Here is a 23,258-nt window from a genome sequence, read left to right as displayed (position 1 = left end):
TGCCACTGAAGACTATAAACTAAAAAAACACCCGACAGCCAATTGATTTATAAAAAGATTTAATTTTAATTTAAAACTACCTCATTTGAACGAAAGAATAATCGAGCTCATAGACATCGCTCCAAAAGACTTTTGGGGCGCTCAAGACACTCATCTTGAAATAATTAAAAAGTACTACCCAAAGCTTAAAATAGTAGCAAGAGGAACGACTTTGAAAGCATTTGGCGAAAAAGAAGTTTTAGATGAATTCGAAAAGAGATTTCAAAGACTGATGCTCCATTTTACCCGATACAACAATATTGACGATAATGTAATTGAACGTGTCATTATGAGTGATGGTCAGGATGAAAGAAAATCATTAGATCATGACAAAATATTAGTTCATGGAGTTGGTGGCAAGATCATCAAAGCCATGACACCCAACCAGCAATTACTAGTAGATACCATCAAAAAAAATGATATGGTATTTGCAGTTGGACCTGCAGGAACCGGTAAAACTTATACCGGTGTTGCAATGGCGGTAAAAGCACTTAAAGAAAAAGAAGTAAAAAGGATCATACTTACCCGACCAGCGGTAGAAGCAGGAGAAAATCTTGGTTTTTTACCCGGCGACATGAAAGAAAAACTGGATCCGTACATGCAGCCTCTTTATGATGCTTTGCGCGATATGCTGCCCAACGAAAAACTCGAAGATTACATTTTAAAAGGAATTATTCAGATTGCGCCATTGGCATTCATGCGTGGGCGCACCCTTGATAACGCTTTTGTAATTTTGGATGAAGCCCAAAACACAACCCATTCGCAAATGAAAATGTTTTTGACCCGTATGGGAAAAAACGCCAAATTCATGATTACGGGTGATCCCGGCCAGGTTGATTTACCCAGAAGAACTATTTCTGGACTGAAAGAAGCTATTCTGGTTCTGAAAGATGTTGACGGAATCGGAATTATTTATCTGGATGATAAAGATATTGTACGTCACAGATTAGTGAAAAAGGTGATTGATGCTTATAAACAAATAGAAAATCACGATTAATTTTTTTATAAATGTCAAATGTAAATCGTGAAATGTATTTTGATATTTTTTGATATTCGTTTTATTCATGTTCTAATATTTTAGAGTGAATAAAACGAATATTTTTATTTAATGAATCTTAATTTTATTTAAATGAAAATTAGAATATTTGGTTTCTTGTTATTTATCTGTTTGATTTCTTGTAAAAAGAAAGAAGTTCCTGTTAATAAATTTGTGAGAACTTGGTATGATACAGAATATATTATTTCTGGAAGATCAAGTATTAAAATAAATAAAGACAGCACTTTTGAATATGAAAGTGCAGGTTGCAATTGGAGGGTGTTTTCTAAAGGAAACTGGAAAATAATTGAAGATTCAATAGAATTAAATAATACAAGTAGCGATACTTGTTATAAGATGTTTCCATTTTTTGAATGTATTCGTTTTGGAAAATATGATAGAATTGACACTTTAACAATACCAAACTGTGAACCTATTGATAATAAATCATTTGCTATTTTAAAAAGAGAAAAATTCTATATCAAAAATGATTCTTTAGTTTATAAATTAAAAACAAGCTCTAATTGCCCGGATACATTAAAAATAGTTTTTGCCAAAACTCAAAAAATTAGAAAATGAAACAACTAGATGATTTCTATCTAAACAAAGATGAACCTATAAAAGGCACACTCCTGGCATTAAAAGAAATTATCCTAAAGCAAGACAATGACATTACAAACGTTCTCAAATACGGAATGCCCTTTTTTTGCTACAAGGGAAGAATGTTTTGCTATTTATGGATTCATAAAAAACTGAAACAACCTTATATAGGAATTGTCGAAGGAAAACATTTTAATGAACCTTTTTTAATTCAGGAAGCCCGTTCCAGAATGAAAATCATGTTACTTGATTCTGAAACAGATTTGCCCTTGGAAAGAATCGAAAATGTAATTCAGAAAGCACTGGATTTATATAAATCAGGACTTATAAAAGTTTAAATGATCAAAATACTGATTTGATGTAATAGTTAAATTAATAATAAACTTGTCTTATTTTGGACTTTCAAACACTTTAAATTTTGCCCAACTGAGCTCAAAGCCGTAAATTTGCACATCATAAATACTTGATCTTTAATATGACTGCAAAACTTAAAAATATAAAAGTTGTTGTAAGTGACTTAGACGGAACCTTACTCAACCCCCAACACAGAATATCAGATTACACTAAATCCATTTTTCAGGAACTTCACAATCAAAATTATCTTATTGTAGTAGCTACAGGCCGTCATCATCTTGATGCGATGGCAATTATTGAGACTCTGGAAGTACCTGTTTATTTGGTAAGTTCAAACGGAGCCAGAATTCATTCTCCGCAAAAAGAAGAATTGTTTTCTTTTAATTTGGACAGTGATATTGTAAAAGCTGCCTTAAATGTTGATATCGATCCTGAAATTACGGTAGTTTTATTCAAAGAAAATGTTTGGCAGACCAATAAATTAAACAAAAAACTGAATGCTTTTCAGGCTAAACTGAAATATCATCCTGAATTGGTAGATTATAAAACCCTGGAAGATTTTGGCGCCATTAAAATTTTCTTTTCATGCGATAATCATGAAAAATTAGTAAAATTAAAAGATGCTATTTTAGCCAATTCTTCAGAGCATCTGCATCATGCTTTTAGTTTGCCAACTTGTTTGGAATTCATGGACAAATCAATTGATAAGGCTGTTGCTATTGAAAGAGTCTTAGAAAAAGAAGGCTTTACCTTAAAAGAAGCGGTTTCTTTTGGAGATGGTTTTAATGATGTCCAAATGTTATCTGCATCTGGAAAAGGCCTGATTATGGGAAATGCTCCTGCATTATTAAAAGAAACATTACCTGATTTGGAAGTTATTACAACCAATGCAGAAGATGGAGTTGCTCAATATATTGCTTCAAAAATCCTAAACAAGGAATTTGCAGCAAGCCAATTGTAAAACCTGATAATTTTAGTTTTTAAACTTTCAATAAAAATTTCGTTCCTGAAGACAATTCTTCGGGGATTTTTTTTGCGCATTGATTAATTTATAAAGGATTTCGCAAGTAAATAGTCAAAACAATTTTTTTAATACTTTTCAAAGTGTATTTTTGTTTTTCTCAAAAAACACCTAAGATGGCAAAAAACATTTTTATTCTGGCCTTTTTAATCATTTCAATATCCGGCAAAAGCCAAAGTTTGAAATTGGAAGAAATAATGAAAGGAGAATCTTTTATAGGAAATCAACCAACAAACGGGCGATGGTCCCTGGATGGTAAAAAGATTTATTTTGAATGGAATCCGAAAGATGAACCTGGAGCAAGTACTTATTTCTGGCAAAAAGGAATGCCTGAACCTGTAATAGCTGATCCGAAAGAAGCCGTTTTTTCTAAACTGGATTTTAAAAGAACACCAGCATCAGATATCGTTTATTACATTAGTAATGGTACTTTATATTCTTACTCCATTACTTCAAAAACTACCAAAAAACTTTTTCAGCAAAGCGCACCAATTTCAGGTTTAGAATTAGGTAGCGAAACCGGAATATTATTTTTTGTACAAAATGCCAATCTTTTCAGATTCAATACTAAAGAAGGTACTGTACTTCAAATAACAAATTTTAAAAAAGGTGATAAAAAAGAAACTCTTTCTGAAAAAAAATCATTTTTGAAAGACCAACAAAAAGAATTGTTTCAGTTCATTAAAGATTCCGAAGAAAAAAAAGAATGGAATACTGCTAAAAATAAAGCTTTAAAGTCTGATTTTGCCAAAGAGTATTATTATGGTAAAGATGATTTTTATAATCTGAAAATAAATCCAAATGGGAATTTTGCCACATTCAGCTTAGTAGAGTCTGCAGAAACCAAAAAAGAAAAGATGTCCGTTTTTATAACGGCAGATGGTTACAATCAAACTCCGGACACCAAAGAAAAAGTTTCTGTAAATAATTTGGTAAAAACTAAATTCGGAATTTATTCAGTAACCAGAGACTCTGTTTATTATGTAGATTTTTCATCTCTTAACCATATTAAGGATTTTCCAAAATATTATAATTCATATGATAATTTAAAAAATAAATCCAAAGAAGACAAGCTAATAGTTGCCCGGTCACCAATCTTTAACCAGGACGGTTCATTTGCGATAACTGAAATACGAAGTCAGGATAATAAAGACAGATGGCTGATTAGTCTGAATCTTCAAAAAGGAACTTTTACAGAAATTGAGCATCAACATGACGAAGCCTGGATTGCCGGTCCCGGAATTCCTTCCTATTCTTTTGATTCCGGAACTCTTGACTTTTTAGCAGATAATGAAACTATTTATTTTCAATCAGAAGCTACAGGATATTCTCATCTGTATACCTATAATTTAAAATCTAAAAAGAAAACACAACTCACAAAAGGCAATTGGGAAGTTCGTGATGTTATTTTATCCAAAGACAAAAAAACATTTTACCTGACAACCAATACAACACATCCGGGAAACAGAAATTTTTATAAATTGCCAGTCTCGGGAGGTATTTTAGAACCCATTTTAACTCAGGACGGAGCCTATGAAGTACTTGTATCTCCAGATGAAAAATCACTTTTAGTTCGTTATTCTTATAAAAATAAACCATGGGAATATTATCTTTCTGAGAATAAAAAGAACTCTGGCTTACAGCAGATCACCTCATCTACAACAGATATTTTCAAAAAATATCAATGGAGGGAACCTGAAGTAATTACGTTTAAGGCTCAGGACGGAACTCCCATAAATGCGAGGATTTACACTCCAAAAGCTGAAATCTCAAATAAGGCAGCCGTTATTTTTGTGCACGGAGCAGGTTATCTGCAAAATGCACACAATTACTGGAGCAGTTACTATCGTGAATATATGTTTCATAATTTGTTAACCGATTTGGGTTATACAGTTTTGGACATAGATTATAGAGGAAGCGATGGCTATGGACGTGATTTTAGAACTGGGATATACCGTTTCATGGGTGGGAAAGATTTATCAGATCATATTGATGGTAAAAAGCTCCTGATAGATAATTATGGAATTGATGCTGAGAGAGTCGGAATTTACGGAGGATCCTATGGCGGTTTTATTACCTTGATGGGAATGCTGACCACTCCGGGTGAATTCAAATCGGGTGCTGCTTTACGTTCTGTTACAGACTGGGCACATTACAATCACGGTTATACTGGAAATATTTTGAACTTTCCTGAAACCGACCCTGATGCATACAAAAAAAGCTCCCCAATTTATTTTGCACAAAATCTAAAAGGCAATTTGGTTATGCTCCACGGAATGGTTGATAATAATGTTGAATATAAAGATATTGTTCGTTTATCACAACGGTTTATCGAATTAGAGAAGAAAAACTGGACACTGGCATCATTTCCAGTCGAAGCACATGGTTTTAAGGAAACCTATTCCTGGATTGATGAATATAGCCGAATTTTAAACTTGTTTAACACTACTCTTCTGAAACCATAATTTTTTCTTTGCTTGCTCTTTTAAATAGTTTTAAATTTGCATGCTAAAACAACACACTAAGGATAAATGAGCAATACAATCACAACAACAAATTTTAATTTCCCGAATCAAAAATCAGTTTACCGTGGCAAAGTTCGGGAAGTTTATAATATTAATGATGAACTCTTAGTCATGGTGGCAACCGACAGGCTTTCGGCTTTTGATGTGGTTTTACCAAAGGGAATCCCGTATAAAGGGCAAATTCTGAATCAGATTGCTACAAAATTCATGGAATTAACGGAAGATATTGTTCCAAACTGGCTGATTGCAACACCTGACCCCAACGTTGCTGTTGGTCATTTATGTGATCCTTTTAAAGTAGAAATGGTGATTCGTGGTTATCTTTCAGGTCACGCAGCACGTGAATATACTGCCGGAAGAAGACAAATTTGCGGTGTAACAATGCCAGAAGGTTTAAAGGAAAACGATAAATTTCCGAAACCAATTATAACGCCAACTACAAAAGCAGATAATGGTTCTCATGACGAAGATATTTCACGCGAAGATATTTTACGAAAGGGAATTGTTTCTGAAGAAGATTATCTGGTTTTAGAAAAATTTACCCGTGATTTATTTCAAAGAGGAACCGAAATTGCTGCTGACCGTGGTTTAATTTTGGTAGATACCAAATATGAATTCGGAAAGACAAAAGAAGGTGTTATTGTTTTAATTGATGAAATACACACACCTGATTCATCCCGTTATTTTTATGCTGATGGTTATCAGGACAGACAAGACAAGGGAGAAGAGCAAAAACAATTGTCTAAAGAGTTTGTACGTCGCTGGTTAATCGAAAATGGTTTTCAGGGACTGGAGGGACAACAAATTCCGGACATGACAGACGCTTATATCGAATCTGTCTCAGAAAGATATATCGAGTTATACGAGAAAATTTTAGGTGAAAAATTCGTAAAAGCTGACATTGCTAATATTGACCAACGTATTGACAAAAACGTATTAGACTACCTTACTACTAAAGAGTAATTTTCAGGTTTAAACTAACTATTTAAACCATGAACATCATTACAAATAAAAAAATGCCTTGCTAACTTTTATGTATGATAGCAGGGTATCATATTAAATTTCTCAATGATCCGTATCCTTTATTTTACAATGGATTTGAATAATATATGGGAAGAAATTTAAGCTAAAATAGTTTTTTGGGATAGATTAACTCTATAAAACCAAAAGCCACTCTGTTTATGGAAGTGGCTTTCTTTGTTTTTAATCGCGTTGAAAACGCTGCTTTAGTCTTTTAATTTAAGAGATACCCATCGCAGACGAGCCAGGTGAAAATAGATTGAAGGGTGTTTATTCCAAAAAACTTAAATTGCAGTAGTTTTTAGCCACAGACAAATAACTAAAGTCTGTGGCTATTATCATTCTTCCATTTTTACTTTTAAATTATCGAGGCCTTTTTGTAAATCATTACCAATCATTTGATCCATTTTCATCATTGGCAGCATCAAATTCATTGGATAAGGCATAACACCGCTAATTCCCCATTTTACTTTAGTCTGATTTTCGGTAACAGCTTCTGTAGACATAAATCCAATAGCTGTATCATCCATTGGTTTTTTAAATCGGAGTGCAAAATCAATACTTTTGTTTTCAGTAATTTTTGTAATTTCCTGCTCTCCTACTCCTACTTCTTTCACATCACTTTCCCATGCTGAGATAGCCCCAACAGTTCCATCGATGCCTTTGTATGTAGATTTCATTTTTGGGTCAATGTTAGCCCAGACACTAAATTCATTTTGATTTTTTAAATATTTCACATAATTAAAAACCGAATCAACGGGTTTGTTTATTGTAATTTCCTTCGTGACTGCGTACTCTTTTGGCATGAAATAGGCCGCAATTAATGCTATAGCAAAGATTAAGAGTAAAGCGATAATAATTTTTTTGATAATTCCCATAATTTTCGGTTTTAAGGTTATTTAATTTATTCTATAATTAATGTAAACTCACATTGGCGTTATTCTACAATCATTATTTCTTTTTTAAATAATAAATCTTCCTGCTTTTGGTCTTTGTCTGATACTTTTTACTAATTCACGGCTTACTTTCCGCTTATTTTTTTGACATTACAGCCTTAGAAAAGAACAACTAGCAAACAGTAATCAATCTTATGTTTTTTTGTTTTACGGAAATTTAAAAAGCATTCCGTTAAATTTTATAAATCTGTTAAGGCAAGTAAAGTTAAAAAAATAACATTCTGATTTTGAAATAATTTAACAATTTCAGCCTATTTTATATAATAATTAAATATTCTGTAACATAAGATGTATTTTCTCGTCTATATAAAAACTACGATGTAAAAGCATACAATATTAAGCGAATGTTAAGAATTAGTTAAAACATAGTACCTTGTAATACATAATACAATTATTTGAATTACTTTTACATCAGTTTTAAAAATCATCATCAATTAATCAATTAACAAACAATCATTATGAAAAAATCAATCGTTTATTTAGGAATGGCTTTAGTAGCTTTTACAAATGTTTCTTTAGCTTCAAACACTTCTTTAAAAGAAGACAAGAATGTTATAACAGAACGTTATAGTGTAACGCCTTTAAATGTCGCAATCTCTAAAGGAGACATTAATATCGTTCTGAAACTTATCGAATACGGAGCTGACGTAAATGAGAAAACCGAGGATATGACCCCTTTAATGACAGCAGCACGTTATAACAAAGTTGAAATAATCAAAATTTTACTGGCACAAGGAGCGCGCCCTGGTGATAAAAATGAAAAAGGATTTACAGCTTTGAAATATGCACAATTATCAAATGCAACAGAAGCGGTTGCTATTTTGAAAGATTTAAAATAATAGCTTCACAAAATATTTTTGAATTAGTATACAAAAATGTAAAGACCTTCTATCGCTGGAAGGTCTTTTGTTTTTTGAATGAGTCCTGATAAGAGCGACATCTTTTTGCTCTTTTTGAGCAAAAAAGATAAAGCGTATAGCTGGAATAGCTCCTGAAATCATTACTAATTTCATTAAATTTACATTGAATCCATTTGATATTTATCAAAAGATCCTTCTGAACCTATTTGAAATATGAGAAAGTTTCGTTGTTTTCAATTTTCAATAAGGATTGATAGATTAACTGAATTACATTTTCTACATCTTCTCTTTGCACCATTTCAACAGTTGTATGCATGTAACGCAATGGAAGGGAAATCAATGCAGAAGCTACTCCTCCATTACTATAAGCAAATGCATCAGTATCAGTTCCAGTCGCTCTTGAAGTTGCATGACGCTGAAAAGGTATTTTATTTTCTTCGGCAGTATTTACAATCAATTCACGCAGGTTATTTTGTACTGCAGGTGCATAAGCAATTACAGGTCCTTTGCCCATTTTAAGATCACCTTCAACTTTTTTGTCAATCATTGGGGTTGTTGTATCGTGACAAACATCAGTTACGATAGCAACGTTTGGCTTGATTCGTTGTGAAATCATTTCGGCACCACGAAGCCCAATTTCTTCCTGAACAGAGTTTACAATATATAATCCAAAAGGAAGTGTTTTGTTATTCTCTTTCAGTAAACGAGCTACTTCGGCAATCATAAAACCGCCCATTCTGTTATCAATCGCACGACAAACAAATTTATTTTCATTCAGAATCATAAATTCATCAGGGTAGGTAATCACACAACCTACATGTACTCCCATTTCTTCAACCTGTTCTTTGGTTTCACATCCTAAATCAATAAAAATATTACTTAATTTCGGGATTTCTTCCTTATCACGTAAACGTGTATGAATAGCCGGCCAGCCAAAAACGCCTTTTACGATTCCTTTTTTTGTATGGATATTAACCCGTTTTGATGGTGCAATCTGGTGATCAGACCCTCCGTTACGTATTACATATAGCAAACCATCATCTGTAATATAATTTACATACCACGAAATTTCATCGGCATGTCCTTCGATCACTACTTTAAAGGGAGCGTCAGGATTGATCACTCCAACAGCAGTTCCATAAGTATCGGTAATAAAAGTATCTACATAAGGTTTTAAGTAATTCATCCAGAGTTTTTGGCCTTCGCTTTCATAACCGGTCGGTGAAGCGTTATTTAGGTAGCTTTCCAGAAAAGCAATTGAAGTATCATTTAAAATTGATTTTGTACTCATAAAAAATATTTTTTTGCTAATTTATAAATTTGGTATTACAGTTGTGTATATAATGCATAATTTTACACTTAAATATATATTCCATGAGATTTACAACTTGTATTTTATGTTTTCTTTTGATTTCTTTTGCTGCTAAAGCGCAAATAACTCCCAAAAATAATTCTGAAATGGACTACACGCTTACTGAAAACGATTCAATTCTGAATGACACAATTGAATTACCGGAAATTATTATTTCAAAAGAAAAACTGGATCCTGAGGCTCAAAAGCAGTTCATGATTCTTCAAAACAGGGTTTATAAAGTGTATCCTTATGCAAGACTTGCTGCGGACAGGCTTACTGCTTTAAATAATGGAATGGGCCGTTTAAAAACCAGTCGCGAAAAGAAAAAGTATTTTAAAATTGTGGAAGACTATCTTAACAATGAATTTGAAGCCAGCCTTAAAAAACTTTCACGTAAACAAGGACAAATTCTGGTCAAGCTGATTCATCGCCAAACCGGAATAACGACATACGAACTGGTAAAAACTTTAAAAAGCGGTTTTAAAGCCTTCGTATCCAATACGACTGCCAATATGTTTGACATTAGTCTGAAAAAAGAATATAAACCCTATGAGGCCAATGAAGACTACCTTATTGAAACCATTCTCGTCAGGGCATTTGAATCGGGCAGATTGCCCTATCAGAAACCTTCGAATCCAGTTAATTACGATGATCTCGCCAGCCACTGGGAAGAAATGGCAAAAACGCTTAGTAAAAAGTAATAGCTTTAAATATAAACCCCGATCCATTTAAAAAACGGATCGGGGTTTTCTCATTAATTAATTATTATGGAAATAGATTATTCCTTAAAAATTATCATCAAAAAATACATTTTGATAAAATAACAAATGTTAAATTTATTGTAGAATAATTACTTATATTTATTCTAAATAAACTTTGTTAATTCAAGTTCAGGTATTACATTTGCGCCTTATTTTTAATAAAACCAAATAAGCCTGATGAAAAATATTTTACTTTTTATAATTTTTCTTTATACCTCTCTCCTATTTTCACAAAATGAAACTCAAAATCACAAAAAAGATTCTATCTCAAATCTTCATGAAGTTGTTGTTTCTTCAAAAATTGGAGTTACACAAATAGAACCACAAAAGATAAGATTCTCCACAAGTGATCTTACCTCTCAAAATGGAGGAACAGCTGGTGATATCTTAAAAAGTATGCCGTCTGTAGCTATGGGAGGAAGTCCTAATCACAATCGTGACATTCGTTTAAGAGGATTATCAAATGGTTATACACAAGTATTAATTAATGGTAAAAACTCAGGCATAAGTGGAAATAATAGAGAAACGGTACTGGACCAAATTCCGGCAAGTGCTATTGAATATATAGAAATCATTACAAATCCAAGTGCAGAATATCAAGGGGATGGAATTAATGGGATTGTGAATATTGTACTAAAAAAAGGGTATATAAATAACGAATTAAAAGGAAGTGTCACGTTTATGGCAGACAATGCTGATGGTTACAACGGAAGTATTTCATTATCTCAACAAAAAGATAAATTTGGCTATATAGTTTCTTATGATCGTTTGCAACGAACTATAAACAACGATAAATTTGTAGAAAAAAACAACTACAAAAATGGGATTTATGATGGAACCCAATTAACAAATCAGCTTGAAAAGAAATCTTTCCTGAATGAGAATTTACGATTGAATACCAATTTTAAACCATGGAAAGAAGCTGTTATAAATGCAGGTCTGACATACGGTAAACAATTAGAGGTTAAAAATAAAAATATAGACATCAATACTACAAAAGCGGATGAAACATTTAAAGATAGTTCCATTCGTACAGAACCTGAAACTAAAGATAATAAATACTACGAATACAATTTTGACTTTAAGCAATCATTTAAAAATAACGGGGTTTTAAAAGCGGCATTTAGTTATTTAGATTTTAATCAACCTAAAACAAAAAACATTAACATTCAGAAATTGAATGAAAATGGAACTTTCAACGGTAATCCAACTTTACAAGAAGAAACTGAAATGCTAAATGATGATAACTATTTTGGGAACTTGGATTATAGTTTACCTATTGGTAAAAACAATAAGTTTAAAACAGGATATCGTCTGGCTTCATTAAATAGAGAATTATCCAATTCTCTAGCTACTTTCAACCATACTACTGGTGTGTGGGAAACAGGACTAAGTAATGAAAAAAATTATTCATTTACCGAAAATACACATGCCTTTTATATCATTGATGAATTTAACTGGAAATTCTTAAAAATTAATGCGGGACTTAGAGCCGAACAAACCTACTTAAAATTGGAATCTCCATTAGATGCTATTGATGTATCGCGTGACTACTCAATGCTACTTCCAAATCTTACTGCACAATTCACTATTGACGAAACTCAATACATTTCATTAGGATTTGGTAAACGTTTAAGACGTCCTGCCTTTCAGGATTTAAATCCTTTTATTGATAATCGGGATCCTTTAATAATCAAACAAGGAAATCCTGATTTAAAACCTGAGTATTCCTATAATTATGAAATAGGTTACCTTAAAAATTTTAAAAATTTCAATGCTGGTGTTAATGTATTCTATCGTGATATTCATGATCTTATTCAAAAAGTTACCACCGAAGATGAGAACAATATTTTATATGAAAAACCGGACAACTTTACGGGAGCATTCTTAAAAGGAATCGAATTAATCTCTTCAGCAAAATTTACAAAATGGTGGACAGTAAACGCCAGTTACTCCTATTTTGAATCAGAAATTAGCGATTCTATGTTTAATGGTGACGCACTTAAAGATCAAGTTAAATATACCGCAAAACTAATTATGGATTTTAATTTACCTCAAGAATTTAAGGTACAAGTTATTGGAAATCTTATTGGACCAAAACCTTCACCTCAAGAATCTGAAAAGGAATTATACTTTGTTGATTTAGGGGTATCTAAAAATTTTCTTAAAAATGGAACATTCATGTTACGTGTATCAGATATCTTTGACACCATTATAAAACAAAAAACAAAAATAGCAACTAATTCCCTTACTTATGAGACTGAAAACACTAGAGGCCAAATCATAAGCGCTGGGGTAAAATGGAATTTTTAAAAAACATATAAAAATAAAAAAATGAGAAAAATTATTTTAACCACTTTATTATTTATCTGCATAACAGCTAATGCACATAGAACAGAAGTAAACATCCTCGATACCGAAGCAGGAAAAATAGCCGCTTTAGCAAAAGTAGGTGGAGAAATGGGGCGTTATTTTGACAAACAAAAAGGTTTGGAAATTCTTTCAAGAGCACTTTCGGAAATCTACACTATTGACAATAAAAATTACAGAGAAACGGTACTTGCGGCTATTGCTAACGAATATGCAGGATTAGATGAAATCAAAAAAGCAATTAATATAACCCGTAGTATAACTGATGTGCATTTATATGCTACCAATATGGGGAAAATTGCTAATAAATTAGTAAAATCAAATCCTACATTGGCAAATGAATTATTAAACGAAGCTGTAACCAAAGCTCGTAAAGAAGCAGAAGAGCATGATTTACCTGCTTTGTTAGCTGAATTATCAGGAAAGTACATCCGCTTAAATAAAACTGATGTAGCTCAAGAATTACTTAAAGAAGCAAATTTAGCTGTAGAAAAAATCAAAAACATTCATTTGGATGATAAATTGAGTTTGTATGCTGAAATAGCTGCTAATATGGTAGCTGCCGGACAAAAAGAAGACGCTTTTAAACTTTTTGACAAAGCTTATACCCTTTCTTCAAAAATAGAAGATCCTTTCGAAAGAGCAGCTATACTAACTATGTTAGGTGGTGAATTAGCTGAAAAAGGGCAACCTGAAAAAGCAATTCAAATGCTTGACAAAGCACTAAAAGTAAGTTTGTTAATTAAAGACGAACAAAAAAGAACAGATGTAACTAGCGAAATAGCCAGGAATTATGGTCAATCTAAAAAATTTGAAAAAGGAATTGAAATTGCTAAAGGAATTCCAGATGCATATTTCAGCTCAGAAGCATTGATTGTTCTTGCAAAAAATTATGCAAAAACAAAACAACCTAACGAAGCCTATAATTTATTAAAAGAAGTTGTAAAAAAAACTAATGCTATTTCTTCTGAAAGTAAAAAAGCAACAATCCAATCAAAAGCTGCAGCTGAACTAACCGAATTAGGAAAAAAAGAAGAAGGAAAATCTTTATTAGAAGATGCTTTAAAAATACTTATTTAAAAAATCGTGAGTAATAAAAAAAGTCTTTGGAAAATACATGCCTGGCTTGGTCTTTATGTGGGAGCGATGATATTGTTATTCAGTATCACAGGCTCCTTCATTGTTTTTAGAGCTGAACTTGATGCAATACTTAATCCAACATTATATAAGGTAACAGAATCTAAAGAAAAAACTGTTTCATTAGATGGAATTTCAAAAAAAGTACTTTTAAAATATCCCAATTATTATTTGCATCATTTTAAATTTAATGGAGAAAACAAGCCTTTTGAAGTAAAAATAAAACCCGTTAAAAATTATGCTAAAGATAAAAAGAAGAAAGATTTAGATATATTCATTAATCCTGCTAATGGAGAAATAAATGGTATTAGAGAACCAGAATCAGGCTTACTTTATTGGGTAGCTAAATTGCATACCAACTTGTTGGCGGGCAAAATAGGCAGATATATTGTTGGTCTATTTGGATTAGCCTTGCTTATAATGCTCGTTATTGGTTTGTTTATTTACGGGAACTTCATGAAGAAAAAGCGTATGACCCAAATTCGCTGGGGTGAAGGAACTAGAAAAATATCTGCAGACTGGCACAAACTTTTAGGTATAACAACAGTACCTTTCAATCTAATTTGGGCAATTACAGGTATTACATTTGCATTTTTACCAAACATTCTCGAAGCTACAATTGGCAAACCTAATCAAACTTTTGCCAAGCCCGCAACGCTTACAAAGCCTATAGCGATTAAGCCTTTCTCCTATGACCAAATTGTTAATTCTGTTGTTTTAAATTTCCCCGATGCAAAAATAAAAACAATCCGTGAGGCTTATAACGACAACCCATTTATTGAAGTTAAACTTGATTATAATAGTCCGCTAATTAAAGATGATGCCGCAAAATTATATATTGATAAAGATAGAAAAGAAATAATAAGCCATTTTGATCCCAGATTAGCAAGTTTAGGTACTAAATTATTCTATAGCCAAGATCCTTTGCATTTTGGAACTTTTGCAGGACTTTGGTCAAAAATCATATATTCTTTATTCGGCTTATCTTCTGGTATTTTATTCATTACTGGATTTGTAATTTACAGGAAAAGAAAACAAACTAAGAATAAAATCAACTTTTCTAAATGTCAGACACATTTACAACTTTAAAACTGTTGTAATAAATAAAAAATCCCAATCTTAAAAATTAATTTTAGATTGGGATTCTTATTATAAAAAGCTGTTTTTTTTACTTCAAACCAGCTAAACTCTGCTCAATCGTAGCAATTTTAGCCAAAGCATCTGCTTCTTTTTGTTTTTCGTTAGCCAAAACTTTCTCCGGCGCTCCGGCAACAAATTTTTCGTTTGATAATTTTGCCTGAACCGATTTTAGGAAACCTTCTGTGTAAACTAACTCTGCTGCCAGTTTTGCAATTTCTTCTTCAACATTAATATTTCCTGAAATCGGAATGAAATATTCATTTGATTTTACACGGAAAGATAACGCACCGTCCACTTTTACAGCAACATATTCAAAAGCAGAAATGTTTCCTAATTTAGTTACAATTGTATCAAAATAAGTTGAGATATTCTCACTATTAATGGCTTTTAATTCGATTGCATCCTTAAACGGAATATTTTTGTCCTTTCTGATGGTTCTGATTCCGGAGATTACTTCGATTGTATTTTCAAAATCAGCAATTAAACTCGCATTAAACGGTTTTAATTCTGGCCATGTTGAAACAATTAAAGCTTCTTCCGGGGTTCTGTCAGCAATTAAATGCCAAATTTCTTCTGTTAGAAAAGGCATAAACGGATGAAGTAATTTCAAGTTACTTTCTAACATTTCGATTGCTTTATCAAACGTAACTTTATCAATTGGCTGTTGATATGCCGGTTTGATCATCTCTAAAAACCAGGAACAGAAATCATCCCAAACCAATTTATAAATCGCCATTAACGAATCGGAAATCCTGTATTTCTCAAAATTATCTTCAATATCAACTAAAGTTTGCTGCAACTTCGCTTCATACCATTCGATTGCTACTTTTGATGATTCAGGTTGTGGAATAGTTTCAGAAACTTCCCAGCCTTTGATCAGTTTAAAGGCATTCCAAATCTTGTTTGAAAATCCTTTTCCCTGATTACACAATTCTTCATCAAACATAATATCGTTTCCTGCCGAAGCACTCAAAAGCAATCCTACACGAACACCATCGGCACCAAACTTTTCGATCAAGTCTAAAGGATCAGGAGAATTTCCTAATGATTTAGACATCTTACGGCGTTGTTTATCACGTACTAAACCTGTTAAATATACATTCGTAAACGGTTTTTCACCTGCATATTCGTAACCTGCAATAATCATTCTCGCCACCCAGAAAAACAAAATATCCGGACCGGTTACCAAGTCATTGGTTGGATAATAATATTTGAAATCTTCACTTTCCGGATCCATTATTCCACCAAAAACAGACATTGGCCATAACCAAGATGAAAACCAGGTATCTAAAGCATCAACATCCTGTTTTAAGTCCTTAGTCAAAAGTCCAAAGTCCTTAGTCTTTTCTTGTGCTAGTTTTAGAGCATCTTCTATGTTTTCAGCAACTACAAAATCTTCTTTTCCATCTCCATAATAATACGCTGGAATTTGTTGCCCCCACCATAACTGGCGAGAGATATTCCAATCACGGATATTATTCAACCAATGTGCATATGTATTTTCAAAACGTTTTGGATGTAATTTAATATCACCATCAACCAAAACAGATTGGATTGCCGGTTTTACTAAATCTTCCATTTTAAGAAACCATTGATCTGATAATCTTGGTTCGATTACCGCTTTAGTTCTTTCAGATGTCCCCACTTTATTCAAATGGGTTTCGGTTTTTGCCAAAGCTCCAATTTCTTCTAGTTCTTTTGCAATTTCGGTACGAACCACAAAACGGTCTTTTCCCTGATAATGTAATCCAAAACTATTTAGCGTAGCATCTTCATTAAAAATATCAACGATTTCAAGATTATGTTTCTCTCCTAATGTTTTGTCATTCATATCGTGAGCAGGAGTCACTTTCAGACAACCAGTTCCAAATTCGATATCTACATATTCGTCCTCAATAATCGGAATCACTCTTCCACAAATTGGAACAATTGCTTTTTTACCTTTTAAATGTGCAAAACGCTCATCATTTGGATTGATACAAATAGCAGTATCTCCAAAAATAGTTTCCGGACGAGTTGTAGCAATCGTCAGAAATTCCTCCCCCGACCCCTCCGAAGGAGGGGAGTCAGGCGATTCGGCTCCCTCTCCTTCGGAGAGGGCTGGGGTGAGGATTTTATATTTTAAGAAAAATAATTTTCCTTGTTGTTCTTCGTAAATAACCTCTTCGTCAGAAAGTGTTGTTTTAGCTTCCGGATCCCAGTTTACCATTCGGTATCCACGGTAAATCAAACCTTTGTTGTACAAATCAACAAAGGATTTAATTACAGATGCTGACATGTCTGGATCCATAGTAAATTTGGTTCTTTCCCAGTCGCAGGAAGCACCTAATTTTTTAAGTTGCTCTAAAATAGTTCCTCCGTATTTGTCAGTCCACTCCCAAGCATGTTTTAAGAACTCCTCACGTGTCAAATCGTTTTTATTGATTCCCTCTGCTTTTAATTTGGCAACCACTTTTGCTTCCGTTGCAATAGATGCGTGATCTGTTCCCGGAACCCAGCAAGCATTAAAGCCTTTAAGACGTGCTCTCCGAATTAAAACATCCTGAATTGTATTGTTCAGCATATGCCCCATGTGCAAGACCCCTGTAACATTTGGGGGCGGAATTACAATAGTATAAGGTGTTCTATGATCTGGCTCTGAATGAAAATAGTTGTTTTTCATCCAGTAATCATACCATTTATTCTCGATTGTTTTAGCGTCAAATTGTGCTGGAATTGTCATTTTATCGTTTCTTGTTTTATCGTTGAAATCGTTTAACTGTTTAATCGTTTACCTTCAATCAAATAAACGATTAAACAGTTAAACAAATAAACCTTTATACTTTGGTTCAGTTATTGTAATTGTAACTGACGACAAAAGTAAATAATTAAGTACACTATAAAAAACGAAATAATAACGAAATATTAATTTGTGTATTAATTAAAACAAAGTATATTTACTTACAACTTTAAACAATTTCAAAATGAAAAATGTTGCCACATTTATTGTAATAGTCTTATTTAGCACAATAGGTTATTCCCAAAAGGGACCAAAAATTGAATTTGCTGCTCAGGATAATACTATTGATTATGGTAAAATATCGAAAACTGATAATGCAGTCCGATCATTTGATTTTACAAATACTGGGGATGCACCTTTATTAATAACATCAGCAGAATCTACAGTAAGTTCTATTATTGTTACTAAACCAGCTGCAGCCATCATGCCTGGTAAAAAAGGAAAAATTGATGTGAAATATAATATGGCTGCCGGTCCTATTCGTAAAACGATTACTGTTGAAACCAATGCAGTCAATTATCCTGATGGAAGAGTTGCCCTAAAAATTAAAGGGGAAGTTTTATAAAAATTAATTCTAAAAAAAAGCCGTTTCTCAAGTTTAAGAAACGGCTTTTTTTTAGAATTCCGTTTTATTTTTATTCGTCATCACAGTCAATATTTGTAAATTTATATTTTACTTTGTCAAAATCTATAGGCTTATTCTTAACAAAATAAGAAACACCCATACTGGTTTCTATTGCACCATTCCCTAGAATAAGTTCTTTATCCCTTTTTAAAAACGCCATTGGATTTTTGAAAATCTGCTTATTTTTTCCCTGTGTAAATGTATAATCAGCAAACAAAGTATCTCCCCGAAATTCCCCTTTTATTTCTCCGGTCTTTTCTGACGCAAACTCAATTTTCATGGTCATATTTCCAATTATCTTACCGTCTTTCAAAGTGTTCAATTTTAAGTCAATAGTATCACTATCATAAATTGCCTTATAGCACTCAATCTTTACAAACTTTTCAGTTTCGGCTTTGGAGACTTCAGCTCCATCCGGTTTTTCATTTTTTTTACAACTTTGAAATCCAATGCAAGATACAAGCAAACAAGATAAGACTAGATTTTTCATAATTCGAAATTTAAATTAATTAAACGAAAGCATAAATCTACAAATTTTTAACTGCAAATTCACCTCTTCTGTTCAATTCCTGCTTTCTTCTGAACAAGAATCATCAGTTTGCATTTTACAATTGTACCTGATTCCCCAAATCCTTTTGCTGTAAAAATTGAAATCACAATTCATCTTCTAATTTAAAACGAAATTTCAACAACACACTATTACGTTCAATTTCTAAATTAATCCATATATCATCTTCCGATTTTAAAAGCTGATTAATTTGTTCCAAAGTATATTTATAAGGGCGGTTTTTATTAATACTGATTATGATATCTCCTTTTTTCAAACCGCATCTTTCAGCAGCAGAGCTTTTACGAACATTTACTATTTCATAAACAGGCTTTAATTGAAACTTATACTTAAAATCCTGTTCCCTGTTTTTTGAATCCTCTCTTAAGTTAACATCTCCGGCATTAACTACATTTACCATTTCAAAATGAACTGTCTCCTGTACCCACTGCAATCCGTTATGCTGAATTGTAATCCCGCTTTTATTATAAGTAAAAGGCTCTCTGAATTTGCTGTTTGGTTTTAAGTATAATTTTTTATCGGTATAATCTAAAACGAGCCTGAATCTTTTTAAAATTTCTCCCCCAACAGAACCTATCCTGTCTTTAACCATTTTAACATTTTTAATTGAACTGGAATCGGGAAAGGCTACAATTGGTTTTTTAAATCCGAAATCAGCTAAATAAAATTTAGAAATTTTCGCACGATGTCCTTCTATATCGCCACTAAAACCTTTTCCCAGAAAATCAGGAAAATTCTTTTCAGGCAATTTTATTTTATCGTTTTCAAAAATCCAAAAAGAATCACTATTACCAATATCAATTAATAATTTAGCCTGAATTTCTGTTTCATTAACTACAGCAGCGGTATTTATATATGGTTTTGAGTTTTCGATGGTAATCGGTACTGTTTTATATTTTTCTCCTAATTTTTGACGTACTTTTTCATTATTCCTGTGTACGATTACCTTTTTTTTCTGGTAATTAATTTCAACAATATTATTTTTAAAAAATTTATATCCAATAATTCCGTTAACAGGAATTCCTATATGTGAAGACAAATTAAATCCCTGGTCTAAAATAATATAAACCAAATGATTGGTAGATTTCAGACCGTGAGTTTCCAAAATATTATTTGTTGATTTCAATCCCTCAATTTCCTCTTCACTTCCTAAACCGCGAAGTTTAATTTTTTGGATGTTTTTAAAACTAACTTCTTTCTTATCTTCCATACTAAACATAATTGTTTGCTCTACACCCGAATCCAATAAGAAATTTAATTCGACTCCATTTACTTTTACAGGGATAAAAACAAGGTTATTAATCAACTTGAATGGGATTGTGGCTTTATTACGTTGATTTTCTAATAAAAAATCATCTTGTGCTATTATTGGAAAAACTAATAAAAGGCCAAAAAACAGGATAAATATTTTTTTCATTAACAATTTTTGGCTTAAAATTAATGAAAATATTGATAATTGTTACATTTTTACAAGTAATCGTATTGTTCTCGTTAAATTCGAAAAAAATATGCAAATTTGCACTTCAATAATAAAACACATGCCAACAATTTCAAACAAAGGCAGAAACATGCCCGAATCACCGATACGCAAATTGGCTCCTTATGCAGATATTGCAAAACAAAAAGGACATAAAGTGTATCACTTAAACATTGGTCAACCGGATATTAAAACTCCCGAAGTGGCCATCGAGGCGGTAAAAAATATTGATTTAAGTATTATAGAATACAGTCCGTCAGCCGGATATGAAAGTTATAGAAAAAAATTAGCGAAATTTTACCAACGTCAAAATGTAAATGTTAACCCGGAAGACATCATTGTTACTACTGGTGGTTCTGAAGCCTTATTATTTGCATTGGCCACAATTACAGATCCCGGAGATGAAATCATTATTCCGGAACCTTTTTACGCTAATTATCATGCATTTGCATCCTCAACAAGCGCAACAGTTATTCCTGTAATTTCAACTATTGAGACCGGATTTTCTTTACCAAGCATTGATATTGTAGAGCAATTAATTACGCCAAAAACTAAAGCTATTTTAATTTGTAATCCCGGAAATCCAACAGGTTATTTATATTCTGAATCAGAAATCAAGCAATTAGCCCATTTAATCAAAAAACATGATCTCTATTTAATTGCAGACGAAGTATATCGAGAGTTTTTGTATGATGGAGATGATGTGCATTTTTCAGTAATGAATTTAAAAGAAGTTGATCAAAATGTAATTATGGTCGATTCGGTTTCAAAACGATACAGTATGTGTGGTGCAAGAATTGGATGCTTGGTTACTAAAAACAAAACTGTTTTATCAACGGTAATGAAATTTGCACAGGCACGTTTAAGTCCGCCAACCATTGAACAAATTGCTTGCGAAGCAGCAATAGATACACCACAGAGCTATTTTGATGAAGTAATTTCGGAATACAAAAGTCGTCGTGATACTTTGATTACTGAATTAAATAAAATTGAAGGCGTAATTGTAACCAAGCCAAAAGGAGCTTTTTACTGTATTGCACAGTTACCAATAGAAAATGCTGATGATTTTGCCCAATGGCTTTTAGAAAGCTATGATTTAAATGGTGAAACCGTTATGGTAGCTCCAGCTGCGGGATTCTATTCAACTCCAGGGATGGGATTGAACCAGGTAAGGATTGCGTATGTTTTAAACAAAAAGGATTTAGTTACTGCTGTGAATATTTTGAAAGAAGCACTTTTAGTTTACAACAAAAAATAAGACAAAATATAAAATCTTAAAAGACAATAATTCCCATGTTATTGTCTTTTTCTATTATAAAAAACAGGCATTTAATTTTAATTCAAATTATATCATAAAGGAGGTGATTAAATAGTAAAATCAATAGAAAAGGTTTGATTTTTATTAATTATCTTTACCGCCTTAAAAAGATATACCCATACTAACAGTAGTTTTTAATGATAAGTAACGAAGATTTTCAAGACGAAATAGGAGATAATCATATTAGCAATAATGCTCAAAACCCTGTAAGACAGGATGCTTTTGACTTAAGTGATGATGAAAAAATAGAAAGAATAAAAAAAGATGTTGAAAACATTCTGCAAACTCTCGGAATGGATCTGACGGATGACAGCATAAAAGGAACTCCTAACAGAGTGGCAAAAATGTTTGTAAAGGAGATTTTTGGTGGTTTAAACCCTTCAAAACAACCAAAAGCTTCTACTTTTGACAACAATTATAAATACGGTGAAATGTTAGTAGAGAAAAACATCACTGTATATTCTACCTGCGAACACCATTTACTCCCAATTATAGGCAGAGCACATGTTGCTTATATTTCAAGCGGAAGAGTTATTGGTTTATCTAAGATGAACCGTATTGTTGAATATTATGCTAAAAGGCCTCAGGTTCAGGAGCGTCTGACGATGCAAATTGTTCAGGAACTGCAAAAAGCCTTGGGAACTGAAGATGTTGCCTGCGTTATTGATGCCAAACACCTTTGCGTAAATTCAAGAGGAATCAAGGATATAGAAAGCAGCACAGTAACCTCTGAATTTGGTGGAAAATTTAAAGATCCTCAAACAAAAAGAGAGTTTTTAGACTATATTAAACTGGATACGCAATTTTAGTCTAATCAGTAAATCGTTAATTTGTTTAATCGCCTTATTGCAAGTCTTGATTTCTGATCAACAAATTAATAATTAAACAACAGAACATGTATATTTTTTCATTTGAAAAGTTAGAAGTTTGGAAAAACTCTAAATTGTTTATTTTGGATATTTATAAATTAACTAGTAAATTTCCATCAAATGAATTATTCGGAATAACTTCTCAAATAAAAAGAAGCGCTTCTTCAATCGCTACAAATATTGCTGAAGGAACTTCGAGAAATACGAATAAAGATAAAGCTCATTTTTTAACGATCTCTTATTCATCAGCGATGGAAATATTAAATCATTTAATTATTTAAAAAGATTTAAATTACTTATATGATGCCGATTACATACAATATCGGGAGAAAAATGAAAAAATTTGCAATCAGATAAATAGCTTAAAAAAATACTATCTTTCAAAAGAATAACATAGTTAACAAAAAATAATTAAACGTTTTGCAAGATTAAACAAATCAACGATTAAA

20 protein-coding genes are annotated in these 23,258 nt (G+C 32.3%); 15 read left to right on the top strand and 5 right to left on the bottom strand.

Going from position 1 to position 23,258, the window contains the following annotated elements; translation table 11 throughout:
* Positions 1 to 85 precede the first annotated feature (85 nt).
* From J2W48_RS10015 to J2W48_RS09990, 6 genes are all read left to right on the top strand, one after another.
* Entirely contained in the window at positions 86 to 1,036 is a 951-nt protein-coding gene (locus J2W48_RS10015; protein WP_078229967.1) for a PhoH family protein, read from the top strand.
* Positions 1,037 to 1,168: 132 nt separating this feature from the next.
* Positions 1,169 to 1,654: a hypothetical protein gene (locus J2W48_RS10010; RefSeq protein ID WP_310280830.1), complete on the top strand. Its 486-nt coding sequence runs from the start codon at positions 1,169 to 1,171 to the stop codon at positions 1,652 to 1,654.
* The gene (locus J2W48_RS10005) at positions 1,651 to 2,013 is read left to right on the top strand and encodes a DUF1801 domain-containing protein (protein ID WP_310280828.1); all 363 of its coding nucleotides are present in this window, start codon (positions 1,651 to 1,653) and stop codon (positions 2,011 to 2,013) included. The genes J2W48_RS10010 and J2W48_RS10005 overlap by 4 nt, the downstream gene beginning before the upstream one ends.
* Positions 2,014 to 2,150: 137 nt before the next feature.
* Positions 2,151 to 2,990: a Cof-type HAD-IIB family hydrolase gene (locus tag J2W48_RS10000; protein ID WP_310280826.1), complete on the top strand. Its 840-nt coding sequence runs from the start codon at positions 2,151 to 2,153 to the stop codon at positions 2,988 to 2,990.
* A gap of 176 nt (positions 2,991 to 3,166) precedes the next feature.
* Entirely contained in the window at positions 3,167 to 5,515 is a 2,349-nt protein-coding gene (locus tag J2W48_RS09995) for a S9 family peptidase (protein WP_310280824.1), read from the top strand.
* A gap of 66 nt (positions 5,516 to 5,581) precedes the next feature.
* The gene (locus J2W48_RS09990; RefSeq protein ID WP_310280823.1) at positions 5,582 to 6,538 is read left to right on the top strand and encodes a phosphoribosylaminoimidazolesuccinocarboxamide synthase; all 957 of its coding nucleotides are present in this window, start codon (positions 5,582 to 5,584) and stop codon (positions 6,536 to 6,538) included.
* A gap of 395 nt (positions 6,539 to 6,933) precedes the next feature.
* On the opposite strand, the gene J2W48_RS09985 is transcribed toward J2W48_RS09990, so the two are convergent.
* Positions 6,934 to 7,473, bottom strand: coding sequence for an SRPBCC family protein (locus J2W48_RS09985; protein WP_310280821.1), 540 nt, complete (start codon positions 7,471 to 7,473; stop codon positions 6,934 to 6,936).
* A gap of 536 nt (positions 7,474 to 8,009) precedes the next feature.
* Here J2W48_RS09985 and J2W48_RS09980 point away from each other — a divergent pair.
* Complete coding sequence (locus tag J2W48_RS09980) at positions 8,010 to 8,390, top strand: ankyrin repeat domain-containing protein (RefSeq protein ID WP_310280819.1); 381 nt, start codon at positions 8,010 to 8,012, stop codon at positions 8,388 to 8,390.
* A 223-nt stretch (positions 8,391 to 8,613) separates the two neighbouring features.
* On the opposite strand, the gene J2W48_RS09975 is transcribed toward J2W48_RS09980, so the two are convergent.
* Positions 8,614 to 9,702, bottom strand: coding sequence for a M42 family metallopeptidase (locus tag J2W48_RS09975; protein ID WP_310280817.1), 1,089 nt, complete (start codon positions 9,700 to 9,702; stop codon positions 8,614 to 8,616).
* A gap of 83 nt (positions 9,703 to 9,785) precedes the next feature.
* On the opposite strand from J2W48_RS09975, the gene J2W48_RS09970 reads away from it, so the two are divergent.
* The 4 genes from J2W48_RS09970 to J2W48_RS09955 all read left to right on the top strand — a co-directional run bounded on the left by J2W48_RS09970 (position 9,786) and on the right by J2W48_RS09955 (position 15,122).
* A complete protein-coding gene (locus J2W48_RS09970; protein WP_310280815.1) occupies positions 9,786 to 10,466 on the top strand; it encodes a DUF4294 domain-containing protein in 681 nt (226 codons plus the stop codon).
* Positions 10,467 to 10,703: 237 nt separating this feature from the next.
* Complete coding sequence (locus tag J2W48_RS09965; RefSeq protein ID WP_310280813.1) at positions 10,704 to 12,839, top strand: TonB-dependent receptor; 2,136 nt, start codon at positions 10,704 to 10,706, stop codon at positions 12,837 to 12,839.
* A gap of 21 nt (positions 12,840 to 12,860) precedes the next feature.
* Positions 12,861 to 13,976, top strand: a complete 1,116-nt coding sequence (locus tag J2W48_RS09960) for a tetratricopeptide repeat protein (protein WP_310280812.1) — start codon at positions 12,861 to 12,863, stop codon at positions 13,974 to 13,976.
* A gap of 6 nt (positions 13,977 to 13,982) precedes the next feature.
* Positions 13,983 to 15,122 carry a PepSY-associated TM helix domain-containing protein gene (locus tag J2W48_RS09955; protein ID WP_310280810.1) on the top strand — a complete coding sequence of 380 codons (1,140 nt, stop codon included), beginning with the start codon at positions 13,983 to 13,985 and terminating at the stop codon, positions 15,120 to 15,122.
* Between the two features lie 79 nt (positions 15,123 to 15,201).
* Here J2W48_RS09955 and J2W48_RS09950 read toward each other — a convergent pair whose 3' ends face one another.
* Entirely contained in the window at positions 15,202 to 17,895 is a 2,694-nt protein-coding gene (locus J2W48_RS09950; protein WP_310280808.1) for a valine--tRNA ligase, read from the bottom strand.
* Between the two features lie 241 nt (positions 17,896 to 18,136).
* On the opposite strand from J2W48_RS09950, the gene J2W48_RS09945 reads away from it, so the two are divergent.
* Positions 18,137 to 18,517, top strand: coding sequence for a DUF1573 domain-containing protein (locus tag J2W48_RS09945; RefSeq protein WP_310280806.1), 381 nt, complete (start codon positions 18,137 to 18,139; stop codon positions 18,515 to 18,517).
* A gap of 70 nt (positions 18,518 to 18,587) precedes the next feature.
* Here the strand turns inward: J2W48_RS09945 and J2W48_RS09940 are convergent, their stop codons facing one another.
* Positions 18,588 to 19,067: a hypothetical protein gene (locus tag J2W48_RS09940; RefSeq protein WP_310280805.1), complete on the bottom strand. Its 480-nt coding sequence runs from the start codon at positions 19,065 to 19,067 to the stop codon at positions 18,588 to 18,590.
* A 163-nt stretch (positions 19,068 to 19,230) separates the two neighbouring features.
* Positions 19,231 to 20,562, bottom strand: a complete 1,332-nt coding sequence (locus tag J2W48_RS09935) for a PDZ domain-containing protein (RefSeq protein WP_310280803.1) — start codon at positions 20,560 to 20,562, stop codon at positions 19,231 to 19,233.
* A gap of 121 nt (positions 20,563 to 20,683) precedes the next feature.
* On the opposite strand from J2W48_RS09935, the gene J2W48_RS09930 reads away from it, so the two are divergent.
* The 3 genes from J2W48_RS09930 (at position 20,684) to J2W48_RS09920 (ending at position 23,090) form a co-directional block, all read left to right on the top strand.
* Positions 20,684 to 21,880 carry a pyridoxal phosphate-dependent aminotransferase gene (locus J2W48_RS09930; protein ID WP_310280801.1) on the top strand — a complete coding sequence of 399 codons (1,197 nt, stop codon included), beginning with the start codon at positions 20,684 to 20,686 and terminating at the stop codon, positions 21,878 to 21,880.
* A 197-nt stretch (positions 21,881 to 22,077) separates the two neighbouring features.
* Positions 22,078 to 22,749, top strand: coding sequence for a GTP cyclohydrolase I FolE (gene folE / locus J2W48_RS09925; protein ID WP_310280799.1), 672 nt, complete (start codon positions 22,078 to 22,080; stop codon positions 22,747 to 22,749).
* A gap of 86 nt (positions 22,750 to 22,835) precedes the next feature.
* The gene (locus tag J2W48_RS09920) at positions 22,836 to 23,090 is read left to right on the top strand and encodes a four helix bundle protein (RefSeq protein WP_310280797.1); all 255 of its coding nucleotides are present in this window, start codon (positions 22,836 to 22,838) and stop codon (positions 23,088 to 23,090) included.
* Positions 23,091 to 23,258 lie beyond the last annotated feature (168 nt).

It is taken from the genome of Flavobacterium piscis (genome assembly GCF_031457575.1).
Classification (GTDB): domain Bacteria; phylum Bacteroidota; class Bacteroidia; order Flavobacteriales; family Flavobacteriaceae; genus Flavobacterium; species Flavobacterium piscis_A.
Note: the sequence above shows the minus strand (reverse complement) of the source record. Positions and strands in the feature narration are given on the sequence as shown.